Genomic DNA, 15,594 nt, shown 5'->3' with positions numbered 1-15,594 from the left:
CGCATTCCATGAGCATCTCCCTACGCAACGGTTGGTAAGGCACGGAGAGTATATAGCAGGAAAACAGGAAAAGTTACCACACCTGGGGTCGTCACCGATTTGTTGGCATTTTTTGCTGGCGCGCTGCGCTCTCTTTGCCTAGTCGCGTTTATGCGGTCTTCCTGATCCAGAAACTGCCACCAGTGTTTTTCATGAAAAGCGGCATCTTCTCGTGGAAAAACGCACCGTGATGCATTCCCATAAATGCGTTCATGAGGATCACTTCAAAAGCCTGGTTGTACTGCAAGAACGCGCGCAATACGTAGGCTTCGTTCCACGCGCGGCCTTCGTAGATCCATTGCGGCGGATATTCGAACGGCAGGAAAATGTCGTGAAAATGGATATACACGCCCTTGGCCAGCGCGGGCAGAATTTCAAAGAACAACCGGTTCACGTCGCTGCCGATCTTGCTGACGTGCGTGGAATCGATAAAAAGAATATCGTTCTCGGCGAGTGACGAAAACACGGCCGAATCCACGTCCTGCACGCGAGATTCCACAATCTTCGACGTGCCCTTGTCCTGCTGATTGATCAGCGAAAGCAGACGTTCGTTATAGGGTTCGATGAAGGTCGTGTGAATCTGGCCGCCGAAGAACAGATCGTTGGTATCGAGCGCAACCGCCGATGAGAAACCGGAGCCCACTTCGACAATCTGCCGAGGCTTCAAATGACGAATCATCGAATAGAGTGAAATTGCGTCGGCATACGAAAACATGGGGTTTTCGAAGTAGTAACGCAGGTGCTCGACCTTATTCGTCTGAAACGGCATGTCGTTATAAAAACGATCCGCGAATTGCTCCAGCAGACGAAGCTGTTCCTGTTCACGCAGATCGACGCCGGGCATCGTTTTCAGCATCGTGTCGAAGAGTTTGGCCTCTTCCCTGCGCACGTCGTCGAGTGACGGTATCGGCGAGTAGAAATGTCCTGGCGGAATATCACCCAACGCAGCGAAGTGCGGAACATACGTTTGCAACTTCGTCTTCAATTGGTCTCGCTCGCCAGCTAGATCCCGTACCTCTGGATATCTTGCGATGAGTGCACTGAGTTCATCCGAGCCCGACATGGTCACCTCCGTCATTTGAACAGCGATGTTGGTGGCATCATTCAGTGATGCCGCCCTTTCCGAACTGCATCTACTCGTCCGAACTAGCGCACCACCTGGAATCTGAGCCAGTCCTGGGTCAGAGAAGGCGCTGGCTTCAGCGTTCGATTGAGCGGCAAGTCCAAAGCCTCGTTCGACTTCACGGTCACGTAATCGATCGGAAGCCGACTAAAGTCAAAGTGCCGCGCGTCGACCGTCACGCTAATGACGTCACCCTGCGGAACGGTGACAACGGGGTCAACGGAGCCCTTCAGATCAGCCAGTTTAAAGAACAGGTGCTGATAGCGGTTGTAGGAAAATACGTTTTGGCGCTTTGGATCGAGCGCGTTCCACAGTTTCATTTGCGGATAATACCAGACGCCATTGAGCACCGGACAGCCAGACGCCATCATGGTCATCGCCGGAACATTCGACCCGATCACGAGCGTGCGGCCTTCCCCGCTTTCACAGTTTCGAACGGCGTGGCCACTTGCCGCAGACGGCACCGAAAGCGCCACCAACGGATTGAAGGAAACCACCGTGAAGAGAAGCACCGCCAGAAACGACACGAAGAAAGCCGTGGCGAAGCGCGCCGCAAGAAGATATGAACACCAGGTCACTGCGGCCAGCAAGCCGAGCAGCGCCTCGGGACTGAGAAGCTCATGAACGACCGCGGGTGCCGACTTCAGACTGATCCAGATGAACATCGCCCACGCCAGCGCCACGACGATTGCCGCGATCTGCCTGGCCCGCTGCGAGCCTACGCCGGGCGATTCGCCGGGCGACGTTTCGCCTTCGGTTAAGCCCCGGTCTCGCGCGAACGCAGTGCCGATCAGCGCAATCGCCGCGAGTCCGGTTGCAATGTCCACACGAGTTGGGAATGTTCGGCCCCATAGACTCGATTGCGCGAGGCCGACCGAAAAGCCCATGAACTGATACCAGGTTGCAAGCAGCAGAAACGCGATCAGCGCAATGAAGATCGGACGGTTCTTCCGCTGGTATTTCCAGTTGGCGATTGCGCCGCAAATAGCGGGCACCGTGAGGTAAAGGAACGACGCAACCTCGCTTTGATTTGATGCATCCTTGAGATTGGCATAGAGCGTCGTGAAATTCGTAAATCCTCGCGCGAAGTACCAAGGGTCGTTAGTGCCGCCCGGCACTGCGATACGCTTGCCCGGATAAACGGTATTGAGCATCGCCGCTACCGCGTCCTTGGCCTCCATCCACCAGAAACCCACCACGACACCGGAGAGCACCAGGCCGGCAAGAATCCAGCACAATCTGCCTGTCGACCAGTCGATCGACTTCCGATCACGAACCACAACGCCCACCAGCAACATCACGAACAAATACCCAAGCGGCACTTGCCATGCCGGATAGAGCGTCAGGACGAAACCCGACGCGGTGATGCCGAGAACCACGGCCAGCAGCGGTTTCAGCCATCGCGCGCAGCCTTTCAGCAACGTGACGAAAGCCGAGAACGCGGCGGCTGCGAACATCGTCACATAGGCGGGCCAGTAGGACCACGCAATCACATACGGCGAAATGACGAAGCACAGCGAGAGGCAAAACGCGAGACGCCATTGCGCGCGAAACAGCACCGCGAAGCAGGCCCAGAGCGCGAGAAGGCAGCCGAAAGCGGGCATCCACCATTGCCATGCCAATGCCTGCGGCAACGGCAGAATGAAGTAACCCCACGTGGCCGGGCGGCCGAACGCCGGCATACCCAGCACCGGAACGGACGTCATGCCGGGAATCAGCATGTTGTGGCCATTCGGGCCGAGGTTACGGTTGACCACGGGAAACGGCGGCACGTGGCGTGTCTGCCCGATCGACATGGGCGTGAGAACGCGCCACTCGTCGCTTCGGATATTCTGGCTCTGACCTGCAAGCACTGTGGTCTGAATGCCGTCGATGGGAATGTCTTCGTCCGTGATACCTAGCGACGTGCCGGATACGCCGAGTGCCACGAGGACGGCAAATCCGGCGACGAGTGCGATCGCCAATGACGCAGCCGGAGCAATCGTGCGCCGCGTCCACGCCGACAACATCTGGCTGATGCGGGACGCGAACACAAAGCACAGCACGAGCACGCCCAGACCTACGACCAGGATCAGCTTCGTCGCCGTATGACGCTCCGTATCCGCATGAATGACGAGCGAGGTAAACGCCGGGTTCGTCGGCAAGCAATCGATCTCGCCATCATGCTCGAAGTCGACTTTTACGTGCAGGCTGAGCGTGCCTCCCGGTAGCGTGGCTGGAATCGGAACGGTAGCGGTCCATCCGGATTCGAGCCAATCGCGTCGGCCAGTCGCCGCTGGGACGTCGGGACGCGCAAAGCGTTGAACCTGGTTCACCGCGATCTGCTCGCCACCGACGAACACGAGGAGCTTGAGACTTTCGGAAGTGCCGTGAGGTGATGCGGCCCATCCGGACAATGTGATCGCACGCGTGTGCGCGTTGACCTCGACGTTATCAAGAAATGCGCGCGGAGCTTGCGAGGATTCGTTCGCCGCACGTGCCGGCGTCAACCCGACGCAAGCCGCTAACAGGAAGAAAGTTATCAGAAGCTTCTGCATTTTGGTCTGCTAGAAATTTTCCATGGCGCCAAGGGAGTGCAGCCCGATATACTTTTGAAAATACCCGCGCTGGCGACAGGCTCGCCGCCACACGGACATTGTCGACAAAGGCAAGCTATTACCCGAAGCGGGTCGCGATCACCAGCCCCAGAACCACGAGCGCCGTACCGACTGCGTAACCGGCCGTGATGGTTTCCTTGAACACGAAATGGCTCGCGATCGGCACGATGATGAAGCACAGCGCCATGAAGGAATATGCCTTGTTGAGGTTCACGAATCGCAGCAGGTTGATCCAAAGCAGCGTAGCGATTGCGTAGATAGCAAGAGCGAAAAAGACAGTCATCACCGCACGCGGAGAAAACCAGGTGCCAGCACTTTGCACTTCCATGCCTGCCTTCTTGAAGGCGATTTGACCGATGGCGATGATGCAGGCACAGGCGATGGCCCAAACTGTTTGAAGAGGCGTCATTCTTGTAGGCTTTAAGTCAATCGTGGTGGGAAGACGCACGTCAGCGCGCGAGACCCGATGTCCGGCACGCTCAGACGCTGCATTATTCGGAGCGCTCGAGTTTCGCGCTGTCCGGGCGAAGCTCCACGTCCTTGTCTGCCTTGGTGAATGGCAGGAATTTGCTGATGGGTCGTGACGGAACGTTGGCGACGTCGAAGTTGAGAAACCCCAGCAGGAACTGCAAACCGATCAGCACTGGCAAGGCCGACAACATGATGGTGCCGAGCGGCGTGGGTGTCGCAGACGCGATTGCGCTGATCCAGTGAACAGCGCCGAAGCACACGCCAAAAACTAACAGAATCAGACCGATAACTAGTTCGAACGTCGCGGCCGTCATGTCACGCAAAAAATAGTTATAGAAAATCCGCTTGGTGAAATTCTTTGCGTGCTTGCCCATGAACTCGAACAGAACGTTCGTAATTTTCAGGTTGGATTTTTCGTCGCCGTACACCGCATCCATCGGAATATCCGCGACGACGGCTCGGAGCGTGTTCAGCCGAAAGAGCATGTCAGTTTCGAAGAAATAGCGCCGGCTGATGCGGTCGAACGGCAGATGCGCTGCGACACGCGCGTTGATTGCCGTATACCCATTCGTGGGATCGAAAATGGTCCAGTAGCCAGTCGATATCTTGGTCATGATCGACAGGCCAGCGTTGCCGATGAGGCGCATTGCCGGCATCCGCGTGATATACGTCAGATCGTAGAAGCGATTGCCCTTCGTGTAGTCGGCCCAGCCGTCGACGATCGGCATCACGAATTGCGGCAGCAAACCGGGGTCCATCTGGCCGTCCCCATCCACCTTGACGATTACGTCCGCGCCGCCGGCAATCGCCGCCGTGTAGCCTGACATCACCGCGCCGCCCACGCCCTGATTGACCGTATGGCGGACGATCCGCACTCGCGGGTCCGTGCAATTCTCCGCAACGAAGTCGCTGCTGTTCTCGGGGCAGCAGTCGTCCACCACATAGATCTGGTCAACTTCGGGTCCGATCTTCGCGATCACGCCGAGAATGTGCGGGCGGACTTTGTAGCACGGGATGACCACTGCAATGGATGAAGGCTTGCTCGGGATACTTGAGTTCATGTGTGTCGTTTGTTTTTCAGGCCGATCCGCCAACGCAAATATCAGCGGAGGATACGGCAAAAATGCACGTATGGCGGCACGCGCGGAACGCCCAACCATGCGTCGCCGCGCGGGGTCTCCTCACTCGCTATTCCTCCTGCGAGCGCGCCTGCAATCGTGCCCGCCGCCGCACGGATTGCTTGAATCGCCACATTGTATACACGTTGCCTGGCGTAGTGGCCGGCGCCGGGCATGGGTCCGCCTCGCGCCTCTCGTCGTGCGAACTATCGGTTACGCGTGACGTCGTGATACAACGCGCAATACGCACGACCCAACGCCTCGCCCGAAAACAATGCTTCATAACGGGCGCGCGCGGTCTGACCCATGCGCGCGGCCAACGCGGCGTCGCCCAGCAGGGTGTTCATCGCGCGAGCCAGTTCGTGTACCTGCTCCGGCACGACAACAAAGCCCGTCTCGCCAGCTTCGTTCACGTACGAGGTGCAAGACCCCACTTCGCAGCACACCATCGGCTTACCAAACATTGCGGCTTCGACCAGCACCATGCCGAAGGCTTCGGAGCGCAAATACGACGGCAACACCATCGCGCGGCAACCTTTGAGTAGCGCGACCTTTTTCTCATGCGTCACCTGCCCCGCGAACACGACATTGTTCGCGCCGGTTTGCTGGGCCAAAGCCGCCAGCCGCTCCCGCTCCGGGCCCGACCCGGCGATCACGATTTTCGCATCGATGTAAGGCGCGGCTTCGACCAGGGTGTGCAGGCCTTTGTAGTAGCGCAGCACACCGAGAGCCAGAAAGTAAGGCTCACCGTCGGCAAGGCCGAGCCGTCCCGTCATGTCACGCTGTGCATCCGGCGGCTGCGGCGCGTCACGATAATCGATGATGCCAAGTGGAATGGTCTTGAGCCGTTCCTTCGACACGTAGGCTATCAGCGTCTCGCTGGTCCGCGCATTGGCCGGCGACGTCGCCACCGCCGCCGACATGCTGCGCAGCGTGCGCGCCATCAGCGGCCCTTAGACGGCGCCCAGGGCCTTCTGCCGCACGATGTCCGAGTGATACGTCATCACCGTCGGTTTCTTCGTGCGGCCCTGCAGATGCAAGACATCGGCGAACGGCCAGGGAAAGTGGAAATGCACGACGTCGGCCCAGTCGGCCATCTCACGGTATTTCAGCAACGCGCCCATGCCGCCCAGATCGCATGACGCCGGCGCCGCACACGACTTCGCGCGGATGACACGTCCGTCGGGATAGTCGACGACGGTTGGCGTCGGTGTCGGCGACAACGTCAGGATGCGTGGCTCGACCCAGCACGCGCGCGTCGACAGCGCAATCTGGCGAATCGCTTCCTGCAAGCCGCCCGGCGGGTCGGGAAAATAGGTGCGGTACACATGAACAACCCTCACGTGCGCGCCTCCGCACGCCCCTGCGGCTGCGCACTGCCGTCGCCTGCGGCATGGCGCGCAACATGATGGCCAGCATCTTGTCGAGCCGCGCTTCCCACGTGTTCTCGCCGACGGCCGCGCGCGCCTCGTCCGCGCTCAGCTTGCCGCGCGCCAACTGCTTGTCGATGGCCGCGACGAACGCGTCGAGGTCGCCGCCCACTTCGAGACCCGCGCGCGGCTCCTTCGCAAAATCGAGCGGGGTCGACACGACCGGCAAGCCGGCCGCGAGGTATTCGTAGAACTTCATCGGGAACATCGAGCGGGTGTAGTGGTTCAGCAGCGTCGGCAGCACGCCGACCTGCATGCCGCGCAAGTACTGCGGCAGCGTCCGGTAGGGGCGATAGCCAAGCAGATGCACATTCGGCAAGCGCGCCAGTTGCGCGAGCATCTCGCTGCGCTGCCCTTCGCGCTCTTCGCCGATGATCACCCACTGCCAGTGCGGCGACGCAGCGACAATCATCTACGTCGATCACACCGACGCCGCGCAGCTACGTCAAAAATATCAAGGCGACGCTCATGTCGTTGCCGATGAAATTGTCGACGTGGACGCCGTGTGGGGCGCCGCCACGCTCGAGCAAGCGCTGGGAGGAAAGCGGGTCGACAACGTGGTCGCGTCGCATGTAAAAGAGCATGTACCGGATGTCGTAGCGTGGTTGAACGAGCTGCGTTCCGTCCTGAATCCCGGCGGCGAAGTACGTTTGATCGTCCCCGACAAACGCTTCACTTTCGATTATTTCCGTGAAGAGACGCACATCGCTTCGATCCTGTACAACAACCTGATACGCGCACGGATTCCCCAGCCACAGATCCTGATCGACTATTGCATCAACGTCGCCAGGGTGGATTGCGTGTCGGCCTGGAAGGCGCCGCTCGACCCGTTCGCGACCGAGCGGCACCACAACCTCGAAACCGCATTGGATCTGGCGCGAGACTGCCTGGAAAATAGCGCCTATCACGACATGCACTGCTGGGTGTTTTCTCCCCGCTCGTTTGCGCCTCTGTCCCGCGAAATGGCGGAGCTCGACCTGATCGACCTTGCCTGCGGCAACTTCTTCGACACCGCACGCAATGATATGGAGTTCTTCATTTCGCCCAAGCCGTCCAACGACAAATCTCACATTGTGAGCAGTTGACGGCGAATGGAAGTGGAAGCCCACGACGATGCTCCCGGACGCCCGTTCTGGAAAACCAGGCGGGCATTGCGATTCGCGGTCGGACACGACTAATCCGCGCGATCATCCGCAAGGCGCGGCTCGGGCAATGCATGACTACCGGAAAATGTTCCGCTGATACAGCGCCACGATCTTGATACCGAATGCGCCGCAGGCATTTGGATCAGCAAGGATCATCTGCAGGCCCCGGACTCGTTCGAGTGTGAGCCACGACATTCAACGGAAGATCAGCCCCCATCCCCGGCAAGGGGCCCAACGTGCGGTTTAGATCCACCCGCCTACGGAGACACTCCTACGCGCATTGAAAAGCTGCCCAGACCGGCGGATAGCAGCGTAGATAGCCCCGAATTTGAATGCGCAAAGCATTATTATCGCTGGCTTAATCAAGGTTCTGTTCCTGCTCGCGTTTTTTGGCATCACCAGATTTGTCCTCTCTGCCAAGGGTTCGGCCCGCAATCCTCTTTGGCCAGGAATACTCTCATTCGCCTATTTTCTGACTTCGTTCATGACGCTTGGCGCGGCGTTCTATCAATTCGGAGTCGCATGTTGCGAGCGACACGACACGATGCGCCAATGTTTCATCTTTATCGGACTTGCATCCTCGGGAGCGGCTTTGGGTGCCTGCGCGCAAGGAAAGACCGAGCACGGCGGACTCAGGACAAGATATGTGTTCTTCCTGCTCTTTGCGGTGCTCATCCCGACAGTCATTGCTGTGCCTGACATTGCAAGCGACTACGGCAACTATCGCCGGATCCAGGACGCGAAGATCGCCAACTGGAATGCTGGCATGGCTCCCGGCAGTTCGATGGTTTACGTACAGCGACCGCTGGGCAAGATTGTCGGCGGCTTTTCTGTACCTGACGGAACCTACACCAAGGCAACTGAAGGTCCGGCGCTCGCAAAGTGGATCGCCCATTTCTTCAAGAAAGACCAAGTGACATTCGTCACCGAGCCATAGAATTCGATTTTGGAATTACGCTGGGAAGTGCACCGCATTCGATCGGTATCTCCCATATGGTTTTGGGTGGCCTGATAGAGCGTAAGCAGGCAAATCCCAGGACCGGATTTTCGGCGATGATCGAGCTGCCAGCCAGGACCGGGGTATGCGGCTAATTTTTCCCTGATGTAGCCGTCCTGTTCAGCACGTCCTGATAGAGCGCCTTATACGCATTCCCCAACGCCGGCCCGGAAAAGAGCCGCTCATACCGTTCACGCGCGGCCACACCCATGCGCGCCGCAAGCGCCTCGTCGCGCACCAGTTCATTGACCGCCGCCGCGAACTCCACTGGGGACTCCGGCGGCACGACGAAGCCGGTCACCCCATGCTCGTTCACATACGAGGTGCCGGAACCCATCTCGCAGCAGACCACCGGCTTGCCGAACATTTCCGCTTCGACGAGCACCATCCCGAACGCCTCCGAGCGCAAGTGCGACGGCATCACCAGCGCGCGGCAGCCGCTCAGTAGCGCGACCTTCTCCTCGTGCGACACCTGGCCCGCGAACACCACGTTCGACGCGCCCACCTGCTTCGCCAGTTCGGACAGCCGCTCAATCTCCGGCCCGGAACCGGCGATCACGATCTTGCAAGGAATCGACGGCGCCCCCTCGATCAACGTGTGCAGCCCCTTGTAGTACCGCAGCACGCCCAGCGCCAGCACGTAGGGCTCGGTACCGAGCTTGAGACGGTCGAGACATTGCGGCGCAAAGCGGCCCAGTTGCGGATCGTCGCGATAGTCGATGATGCCGAGCGGAATCGCCTTCAGCCGCTGCGGGTCGACGACGCTGGTCAGCACCGCGCTGCTCTGCGCGTACACGGCCGAAGTCGCGACAACGGCCGACATCGAGCGCAGCGTCGAGCGCATCAACGGTCCGTACACATAGCCGAGCGCCCGCTGGCGCACCACGTCGGAGTGGTAAGTCATCACCGCGGGCTTCTTCACGCGCCCCAGCAGATGCAGCACGTCCGCGAACGGCCACGGAAAGTGGAAATGCAGCACGTCGGCCTGTTCGGCCTGCGCGCGGTATTGGCGCAGCGATTCGAAGCCGCCGAGATCGCACGATGCCGGCGCGGCCCATGAGCGCGAGCGCGTGACGACGCCCTCGGGAAACCAGATGTCGCGCGGCACCGGATTGGGCGACAACGTGAAAATGCGCGGATCGACGCCGCACGCGCGTGTGGACAGGCTGATCTGCCGGATCGCTTCCTGTAGGCCACCAGGCGGGTCGGGGAAATACGTGCGATAGATGTGGAGAACTTTCATGCCGTCGCCACTCATGCGGCCGCGTCCAGCGAAGCCGGACTGCCGTTGCTCACGGCACGGCCACTGAACGTGATGGCCAGCATCTTGTCGAGCCGCGCTTCCCACGTGTTCTCGCCGACGACCGCGCGCGCCTCGTCCGCGCTCAGCTTGCCGCGCGCCAACTGCTTGTCGATGGCCGCGACGAACGCGTCGAGGTCGCCGCCCACTTCGAGACCCGCGCGCGGCTCCTTCGCGAAATCGAGCGGGGTCGACACGACCGGCAAGCCGGCCGCGAGGTATTCGTAGAACTTCATCGGGAACATCGAGCGGGTATAGTCGTTCAGCAGCGTCGGCAGAACGCCGACCTGCATGCCGCGCAGATACTGCGGCAATATCTGATAAGGGCGATAGCCGAGCAGATGCACATTCGGCAAGCGCGCCAGTTGCGCGAGCATCGCGCTGCGCTGCCCTTCGCGCTCTTCGCCGATGATCACCCACTGCCAGTGCGGCCGCGCCTGCGCCGTTTGCAGCAGCAGCGGAAAGTCGACCTTGAAGTCCGACAGCACGCCGTGATACACGAGCCTCGGCTCAGGGATCGCTGCAAGCTCGGCCGGTACCGGACCTTCGGCGCGCGCTTCGCCGAAATGCGCGTCGTCCACCACGTTGCCGAAGAAATGCGTGTTGCGGTTGAACGGCAAGCAGGTTTCCTTCAGCGACATCGCGGTGGTGAACACCGCCTCGCAACGGCCGAGCAGCGCCTGCTGCGCACTGCGGAACGCCGCCACGTCGACGCCCGGAATCTCCGCGATATCATCGACGCAGTGATACACGAGCGGGCCGCGCGGCAGCGTCCCGATCGCATCGAGCATGTATGGGTGATACGTCCAGACCACCGGCTTCTTAAAGCGCCGCGCCCTCGCGAAACGGTTCACGGAAAAGCGCAGCAACGCCTGGTTCAGCGCGCTCACGAACGGCAGGTGATGGCCGGCCGGCACCATCAGCGGCGACAGCACCCAGACGTTTTCCGCGCGCAGCAGCGGCCCGTGCACGAGCGACTGCACGCCGCGCCACAAACGGCGCCACAGACGCGCCCAATCGCGGCCGCTGCCGACCTTCGGCGAACGAAAGCCGACACTCTCCACATACAGGATGCGCCAGCCGCGCGCGGCCAGAATGCTCGCCGTGTGCTGCTTGTTGGTCCAGTACGGTTCGTCCCAATCGGCGGTGGAAAACAGCACGCAATCCTGGGCGGCCAACGCGGTGTCCTTGCCGTCAACCAATGAACACCTCGACCGGTCGCCCCTGCAGACTCGCGACGATCCGCTGCGCAGCCAGCCCGTCGCCATACGGATTCGCGCGATTGCGCAGCGCGGCACGGCGCGCCGGATCGTCGAGCCAGCCGCACACCGCGCTTTCGATATTCGCCGCGGCCTGGCCGGCCAGCGTCGCGAAGCCGGCGTCGACGCCTTCGCGTCGTTCGGTGTGATTGCGCATCACGACCACCGGGACGCCGAAAGTCGGCGCTTCTTCCTGAATGCCGCCGGAGTCGCTGACCACGACCGCGCTGCCGCTGATCAGATGCAGGCTGGTCGGATAGTCGACCGGCTCGATCAACGCGAGGTTCGCAATGCCGTCCAGATCGCGATGCACGGGCGCCCGCACGGACGGATTCAGATGCACCGGAAACACCCAGCGGTAATCGCTGTAGCGCTGGCACAAATCGCGCAGCACCCGGCAGATGTCCTGCAGCACGTCGCCGAAATTCTCGCGCCGATGGCAGGTGACGAGAATGTGCTCCCGCTGCGCGCCGCGCCATTCGGGCAGCGGACTGCGCGGCGGCGTCGCTTGCCAGCTTGCGCGCACCGCTGCGATCGCGTCTACCACGGTATTGCCGGTCACGACGACCTTGTCCGCTGGCACGCCTTCGCCGAGCAGATTGCGCCGCGCGAGTTCAGTGGGCGCGAAATGCCGCGTGGCGATGCGGCTCAGCAGACTGCGGTTCGCTTCCTCGGGGAACGGACTCGCGAGGTCGCCGGTGCGCAGTCCCGCTTCGACGTGGCCCACGCGGATACCGCGATGAAACGCCGCGAAGCCCGCGCAAAAGGCCGTCGTCGTATCGCCTTGCACGATCACCCAATCGGGACGCACTTCGTCCAGCGCGCGATCGAGCGCGGCCAGAAGACGCGACGACAACGCGTTCAGCGACTGCCCTGGGCTCATCGTGTCGAGCGTGATGTCCGGTTCGATGCCGAAGAATTCGAGCGCCTGCGCGGCCATGTCCTTGTGCTGCCCGCTCGCGCAGACGATCGTGTCGAATTCGCCGCGCAAGGCTCGCACGACCGGCGCCAGCTTGATCACTTCGGGCCGCGTGCCCATCACCACCATGACTTTCATTACAGTGCTTTCCCCGCCTCGACCTGCATGTGGGCGCCCCGGTACTCGACGCCGAGCGTCAGGGGCAGCGTTTTTTCATTGGACGGCGTAACGACGCGAAACACGCCATCCACCTCGACGATCTGTGTGAGCGACCTGAACCTGAGGAAATCGAGCGCGGCCTCTTCATGCAGGAAGAGCGGCTTGCGCGCCTTGCTCCTGATGTGAGCGATGAACTGTTCGTGCGCATCGATCCGCGCTGCCTCGTCCTGCCAGCCGTATGCGTAGCGCTCGGAGAACGGATGGTCGAGATAGCCGAACAGCGTGTTGGTCGCGTATGCGTAGTCGAAGGCCTGCTTGAAAACGGCGAGCGGATCGCCTTCCTTGAGCATGCAGTCGCCGTGCAGCATGCACTGCTGGCTATGGCCGACAAAGCCTGCCGGCAAGCCCGCGAGCGCGCCGCCGCGACCCGTCAGAAACTCCGGATCGTTGCGGATGATCCCACCGATGCAGCCTTCATAGCCGCCGTCGGCAAGGCCTTGCATCGCGTACGGCGGCGACTGATGAAACGGCGACACCGCGTAACGCACCGCAACGCCCGTCACCGCTTCGAGCAACTCCGCCGATTGACGCCCTTCCGCGAACGCGTTGTCATAGCTGCCACCCCAGTTCGGCGCATGCGTGGCCGTGTGCGACAGCACCGCGCCCTGTTGCCGGTCGGCCAGCAGCTCGCGAAGAATGCCGTGCTGTTCCACGCGCGTCAGATTCTGCGTGTGGACCGCCAGCGTAAAAGGCACGCCGAGGCGCTGGTAGGCTTGCCACAGCGGCCGCGCCGATTCGACGTCCTCGTCGCAGTCGAGCCGCGATGTGACCGCCGCGTCGTAACCCCACGGCAGTTCGCTCAACACCGGCTGACACGGCAGCGTGTCCGGCCGGTGGCCCGACACGAATTGCTCGACCATGCGCCATTCGAACGAATCGCACGGACCGGTCGCGCGGTTGAACCACAACACGCTCGACGCGCCCACGTCCCACAGCGCGGCATACGAAAACTGCCGCTCGCCGTTCACGACGACCGCCGCCAGTTCCGCAACGGCCGGCACCTGAACCGCTTGCCCGACCGACCAGATCGAGCCGTCGCAGCGGATCGCGCCATAGCCGAGGTTGTTCCACTCGTCGGTGAAGTCGAAGCGCTCGAACGGACGATGCCACTGCTGGCCGCGCAGCGTCTGCGCCAGCGCGCCATAGCGCACCGCCGCCGCGCTTTCGCGCGCTTCGCCCGACGGCGCCGGCGCGCTGCGGCTCGCAGCCGCCAGCCCGGCCGGCAAGTCCGCCGCCTCGTAGCGCAGATAGTCCGCGAGCGCGAGCGGCATGTGGCCGAAGACCACCAGCTTGCGGGGCCGCGCGATCAACCACGCGATCAGGTCCGCGCTCCAGCCATCGGGCGTGTCGACGGCGACCAGCATGTCCGGCGCGAAATCGCGCAACGTGCCGCGCGAGATCGCTTGCGCCTGGCTCGCGCTGACCGAGCGCCGCATGGCCGCCAGCACGTACCGGCCGGCTTCGGCCGCCGGGTCAGGAAACAGCACGCCGATCATGCGGTCACCACGTGGCGGAACTTGGCCCGGCTGCCGACGCGCACGAAATCGTCGTGACCGACGTAGGCGATCGTGAATGCGTCCTGCCAGAAGTGACGCAGCTTGGCTGTCGTCTCTTCCGCATTGGCCGATGGTTCGAGCACGATCCGCAAGGTCGGCGGCGTGGTGCGCAGGTCGATCTGAAACTCCTGAATCCCGCCGACGCGATGGTCCAGCATGTCCTGAATGTGGTGCGTCGGGTGCGCGACGCCGTTGATCGGCACGACGTCGTGAATCCGTCCGACCACGTCGGTCAGGAAGAAGCCCTTGTCCGTTTCCTGCACGCGCGCGAGGTCGCCGGTCGCGTAACGGATCAGCGGCATCAGCCTGTTGCGGAAGCCCGTGAACACGAGTTCATGTGCGCCGTCCGGATTGTCTTGCGCCACGCGGCTTTCCGGCCAGCCTTCGGATTCGAGAATCTGGAAGCCGCCTTCGTGACCGTCGAGTTCGTAGGCCATCACGCCGAGTTCGGCGAGACCGTAGCGATCGATCACCCGGCAGCGCAGCGCCGACGCGATCATCTCGCGCGCGTGCGGTTCGAGCAGCTCGCCGCTCGACTCGAACACCTGGAACGCCTTGCCGCCGCCGTACTTGCGCTGCACGTAGCAGGCGAGCGCGTACATGGTCGACGGATGCGAGTGCGCGAGATACGGCTTGCGGCGCTTGAGCGTGCGCCACATTTCTTCGAGACCCTGGTCGTCGATTCGGTCGAAGAAGATGTTGCTGCGGTTCATCGCGAAGCATTTGAAGTCTTCGCGCGACGGCCACTCGGGCACCACCTGATCCGGGAAACGGCACGCGAAGTGCAATTCCGAACGATGGCGCAGCTTGCCGATCCGCTCGCGGCAGTAGTTCGTGACCGCCGACGAGTAGTCCGCGCCTTCCTGGTCGTAATAGATGATGGTGGACAGTCCCGTCGAGCCGCCGGTTTTGCACACGTGATGGCGGCCCGCTTCGAGCGGCGCCGACAACAGGCGCGGCCCCTGCTCGCGGATGATGTCCTTGGTCAGATACGGCAGTTCATCCAGATAACGCGGGTCCTGCCTGACCTTGCCCGGATCGAACTGCAATGCCAGGAACAGATCGCGGTAATACGGCACCTTCGCGCCGGCGAATTCGAGCATGCCGGCGAGACGTTCCAGCGCGATGCGGCGGCGATGCGGCATCGGCAGTGTGTAGTGGTCGCGCAGCTCCTGAATCTTCGGACGCACGCTGCGTTTTTCGCGGCTCTCCGCGATCGGATACGCAATATAGCCGCCCGCGAAACCCTTCAGCGTGCGCAACGGTTGACGCACGAGCAGGGATTCGGAGTAGCGCAGAAATGGGTGGTTAGCTCGCATGAAATTCGAACCTTGTTGCGCCTGTGGCGCGCCTATGTTGCGTGTCGGGGCCGTGCCGCCGAGTTGCGCCTTTGGGTTACGCCTGTCCGGCTTGCGCCGCGC

At 61.7% G+C, this 15,594-nt stretch carries 11 protein-coding genes and 2 pseudogenes; 2 read left to right on the top strand and 11 right to left on the bottom strand.

Annotated elements, in window-relative coordinates; all coding sequences use genetic code 11:
• Positions 1-148: 148 nt before the first annotated feature.
• The 6 genes and pseudogenes from P0D89_RS23385 to P0D89_RS23360 all read right to left on the bottom strand — a co-directional run.
• Positions 149-1,024 (bottom strand): class I SAM-dependent methyltransferase, encoded by an 876-nt coding sequence (locus tag P0D89_RS23385; protein ID WP_408377274.1) that lies wholly within the window; start codon positions 1,022-1,024, stop codon positions 149-151.
• A gap of 161 nt (positions 1,025-1,185) precedes the next feature.
• Complete coding sequence (locus P0D89_RS23380; protein ID WP_408377272.1) at positions 1,186-3,699, bottom strand: DUF7657 domain-containing protein; 2,514 nt, start codon at positions 3,697-3,699, stop codon at positions 1,186-1,188.
• Positions 3,700-3,817: 118 nt separating this feature from the next.
• Positions 3,818-4,168 (bottom strand): DMT family transporter, encoded by a 351-nt coding sequence (locus P0D89_RS23375; protein WP_408377270.1) that lies wholly within the window; start codon positions 4,166-4,168, stop codon positions 3,818-3,820.
• Between the two features lie 82 nt (positions 4,169-4,250).
• On the bottom strand, positions 4,251-5,291 hold the full coding sequence (locus P0D89_RS23370; protein ID WP_408377268.1) for a glycosyltransferase family 2 protein: 1,041 nt from the start codon (positions 5,289-5,291) through the stop codon (positions 4,251-4,253).
• 263 nt (positions 5,292-5,554) lie between these two features.
• Positions 5,555-6,691 (bottom strand): annotated as a pseudogene (locus P0D89_RS23365) (glycosyltransferase).
• Positions 6,688-7,178 (bottom strand): annotated as a pseudogene (locus tag P0D89_RS23360) (glycosyltransferase); the annotation flags it as partial. The pseudogenes P0D89_RS23360 and P0D89_RS23365, both read right to left, overlap by 4 nt.
• Between P0D89_RS23360 and P0D89_RS23355 the strand changes: the two are divergent.
• Positions 7,150-7,863: a methyltransferase domain-containing protein gene (locus P0D89_RS23355; RefSeq protein ID WP_408377266.1), complete on the top strand. Its 714-nt coding sequence runs from the start codon at positions 7,150-7,152 to the stop codon at positions 7,861-7,863. The pseudogene P0D89_RS23360 and the gene P0D89_RS23355 sit on opposite strands and share 29 nt — an antisense overlap.
• Before the next feature lie 388 nt (positions 7,864-8,251).
• Complete coding sequence (locus P0D89_RS23350; protein WP_408377265.1) at positions 8,252-8,860, top strand: hypothetical protein; 609 nt, start codon at positions 8,252-8,254, stop codon at positions 8,858-8,860.
• Between the two features lie 151 nt (positions 8,861-9,011).
• On the opposite strand, the gene P0D89_RS23345 is transcribed toward P0D89_RS23350, so the two are convergent.
• The 5 genes from P0D89_RS23345 to P0D89_RS23325 are packed head-to-tail and all read right to left on the bottom strand — an operon-like array spanning position 9,012 to position 15,492.
• Positions 9,012-10,163 carry a glycosyltransferase gene (locus P0D89_RS23345; RefSeq protein WP_408377263.1) on the bottom strand — a complete coding sequence of 384 codons (1,152 nt, stop codon included), beginning with the start codon at positions 10,161-10,163 and terminating at the stop codon, positions 9,012-9,014.
• Between the two features lie 11 nt (positions 10,164-10,174).
• Positions 10,175-11,422: a glycosyltransferase gene (locus P0D89_RS23340; protein WP_408377261.1), complete on the bottom strand. Its 1,248-nt coding sequence runs from the start codon at positions 11,420-11,422 to the stop codon at positions 10,175-10,177.
• Positions 11,415-12,536, bottom strand: a complete 1,122-nt coding sequence (gene wecB, locus P0D89_RS23335; RefSeq protein WP_408377259.1) for a non-hydrolyzing UDP-N-acetylglucosamine 2-epimerase — start codon at positions 12,534-12,536, stop codon at positions 11,415-11,417. Before wecB ends, P0D89_RS23340 begins: the two co-directional genes overlap by 8 nt.
• The gene (locus P0D89_RS23330) at positions 12,536-14,113 is read right to left on the bottom strand and encodes a polysaccharide deacetylase family protein (RefSeq protein WP_408377257.1); all 1,578 of its coding nucleotides are present in this window, start codon (positions 14,111-14,113) and stop codon (positions 12,536-12,538) included. The genes wecB and P0D89_RS23330 overlap by 1 nt, the downstream gene beginning before the upstream one ends.
• A complete protein-coding gene (locus P0D89_RS23325; RefSeq protein WP_408377255.1) occupies positions 14,110-15,492 on the bottom strand; it encodes a phenylacetate--CoA ligase family protein in 1,383 nt (460 codons plus the stop codon). The genes P0D89_RS23330 and P0D89_RS23325 overlap by 4 nt, the downstream gene beginning before the upstream one ends.
• Between the last annotated feature and the right edge of the window lie 102 nt (positions 15,493-15,594).

Source organism: Paraburkholderia sp. RL18-085-BIA-A (assembly GCF_046027075.1).
In the GTDB taxonomy this organism is placed as follows: domain Bacteria; phylum Pseudomonadota; class Gammaproteobacteria; order Burkholderiales; family Burkholderiaceae; genus Paraburkholderia.
The sequence above is the reverse complement of the archived record's forward strand: the minus strand, read 5'-3'. Positions and strand labels throughout refer to the sequence as shown.

Coding starts and splice junctions, on each gene's coding strand:
- P0D89_RS23380 (WP_408377272.1), bottom strand. CDS start 3,699: ATGCAGAAGCTTCTGATAACTTTCTTCCTGTTAGCGGCTTGCGTCGGG.
- P0D89_RS23375 (WP_408377270.1), bottom strand. CDS start 4,168: ATGACGCCTCTTCAAACAGTTTGGGCCATCGCCTGTGCCTGCATCATC.
- P0D89_RS23370 (WP_408377268.1), bottom strand. CDS start 5,291: ATGAACTCAAGTATCCCGAGCAAGCCTTCATCCATTGCAGTGGTCATC.
- P0D89_RS23355 (WP_408377266.1), top strand. CDS start 7,150: ATGATCACCCACTGCCAGTGCGGCGACGCAGCGACAATCATCTACGTC.
- P0D89_RS23345 (WP_408377263.1), bottom strand. CDS start 10,163: ATGAAAGTTCTCCACATCTATCGCACGTATTTCCCCGACCCGCCTGGT.
- wecB (WP_408377259.1), bottom strand. CDS start 12,536: ATGAAAGTCATGGTGGTGATGGGCACGCGGCCCGAAGTGATCAAGCTG.
- P0D89_RS23330 (WP_408377257.1), bottom strand. CDS start 14,113: ATGATCGGCGTGCTGTTTCCTGACCCGGCGGCCGAAGCCGGCCGGTAC.
- P0D89_RS23325 (WP_408377255.1), bottom strand. CDS start 15,492: ATGCGAGCTAACCACCCATTTCTGCGCTACTCCGAATCCCTGCTCGTG.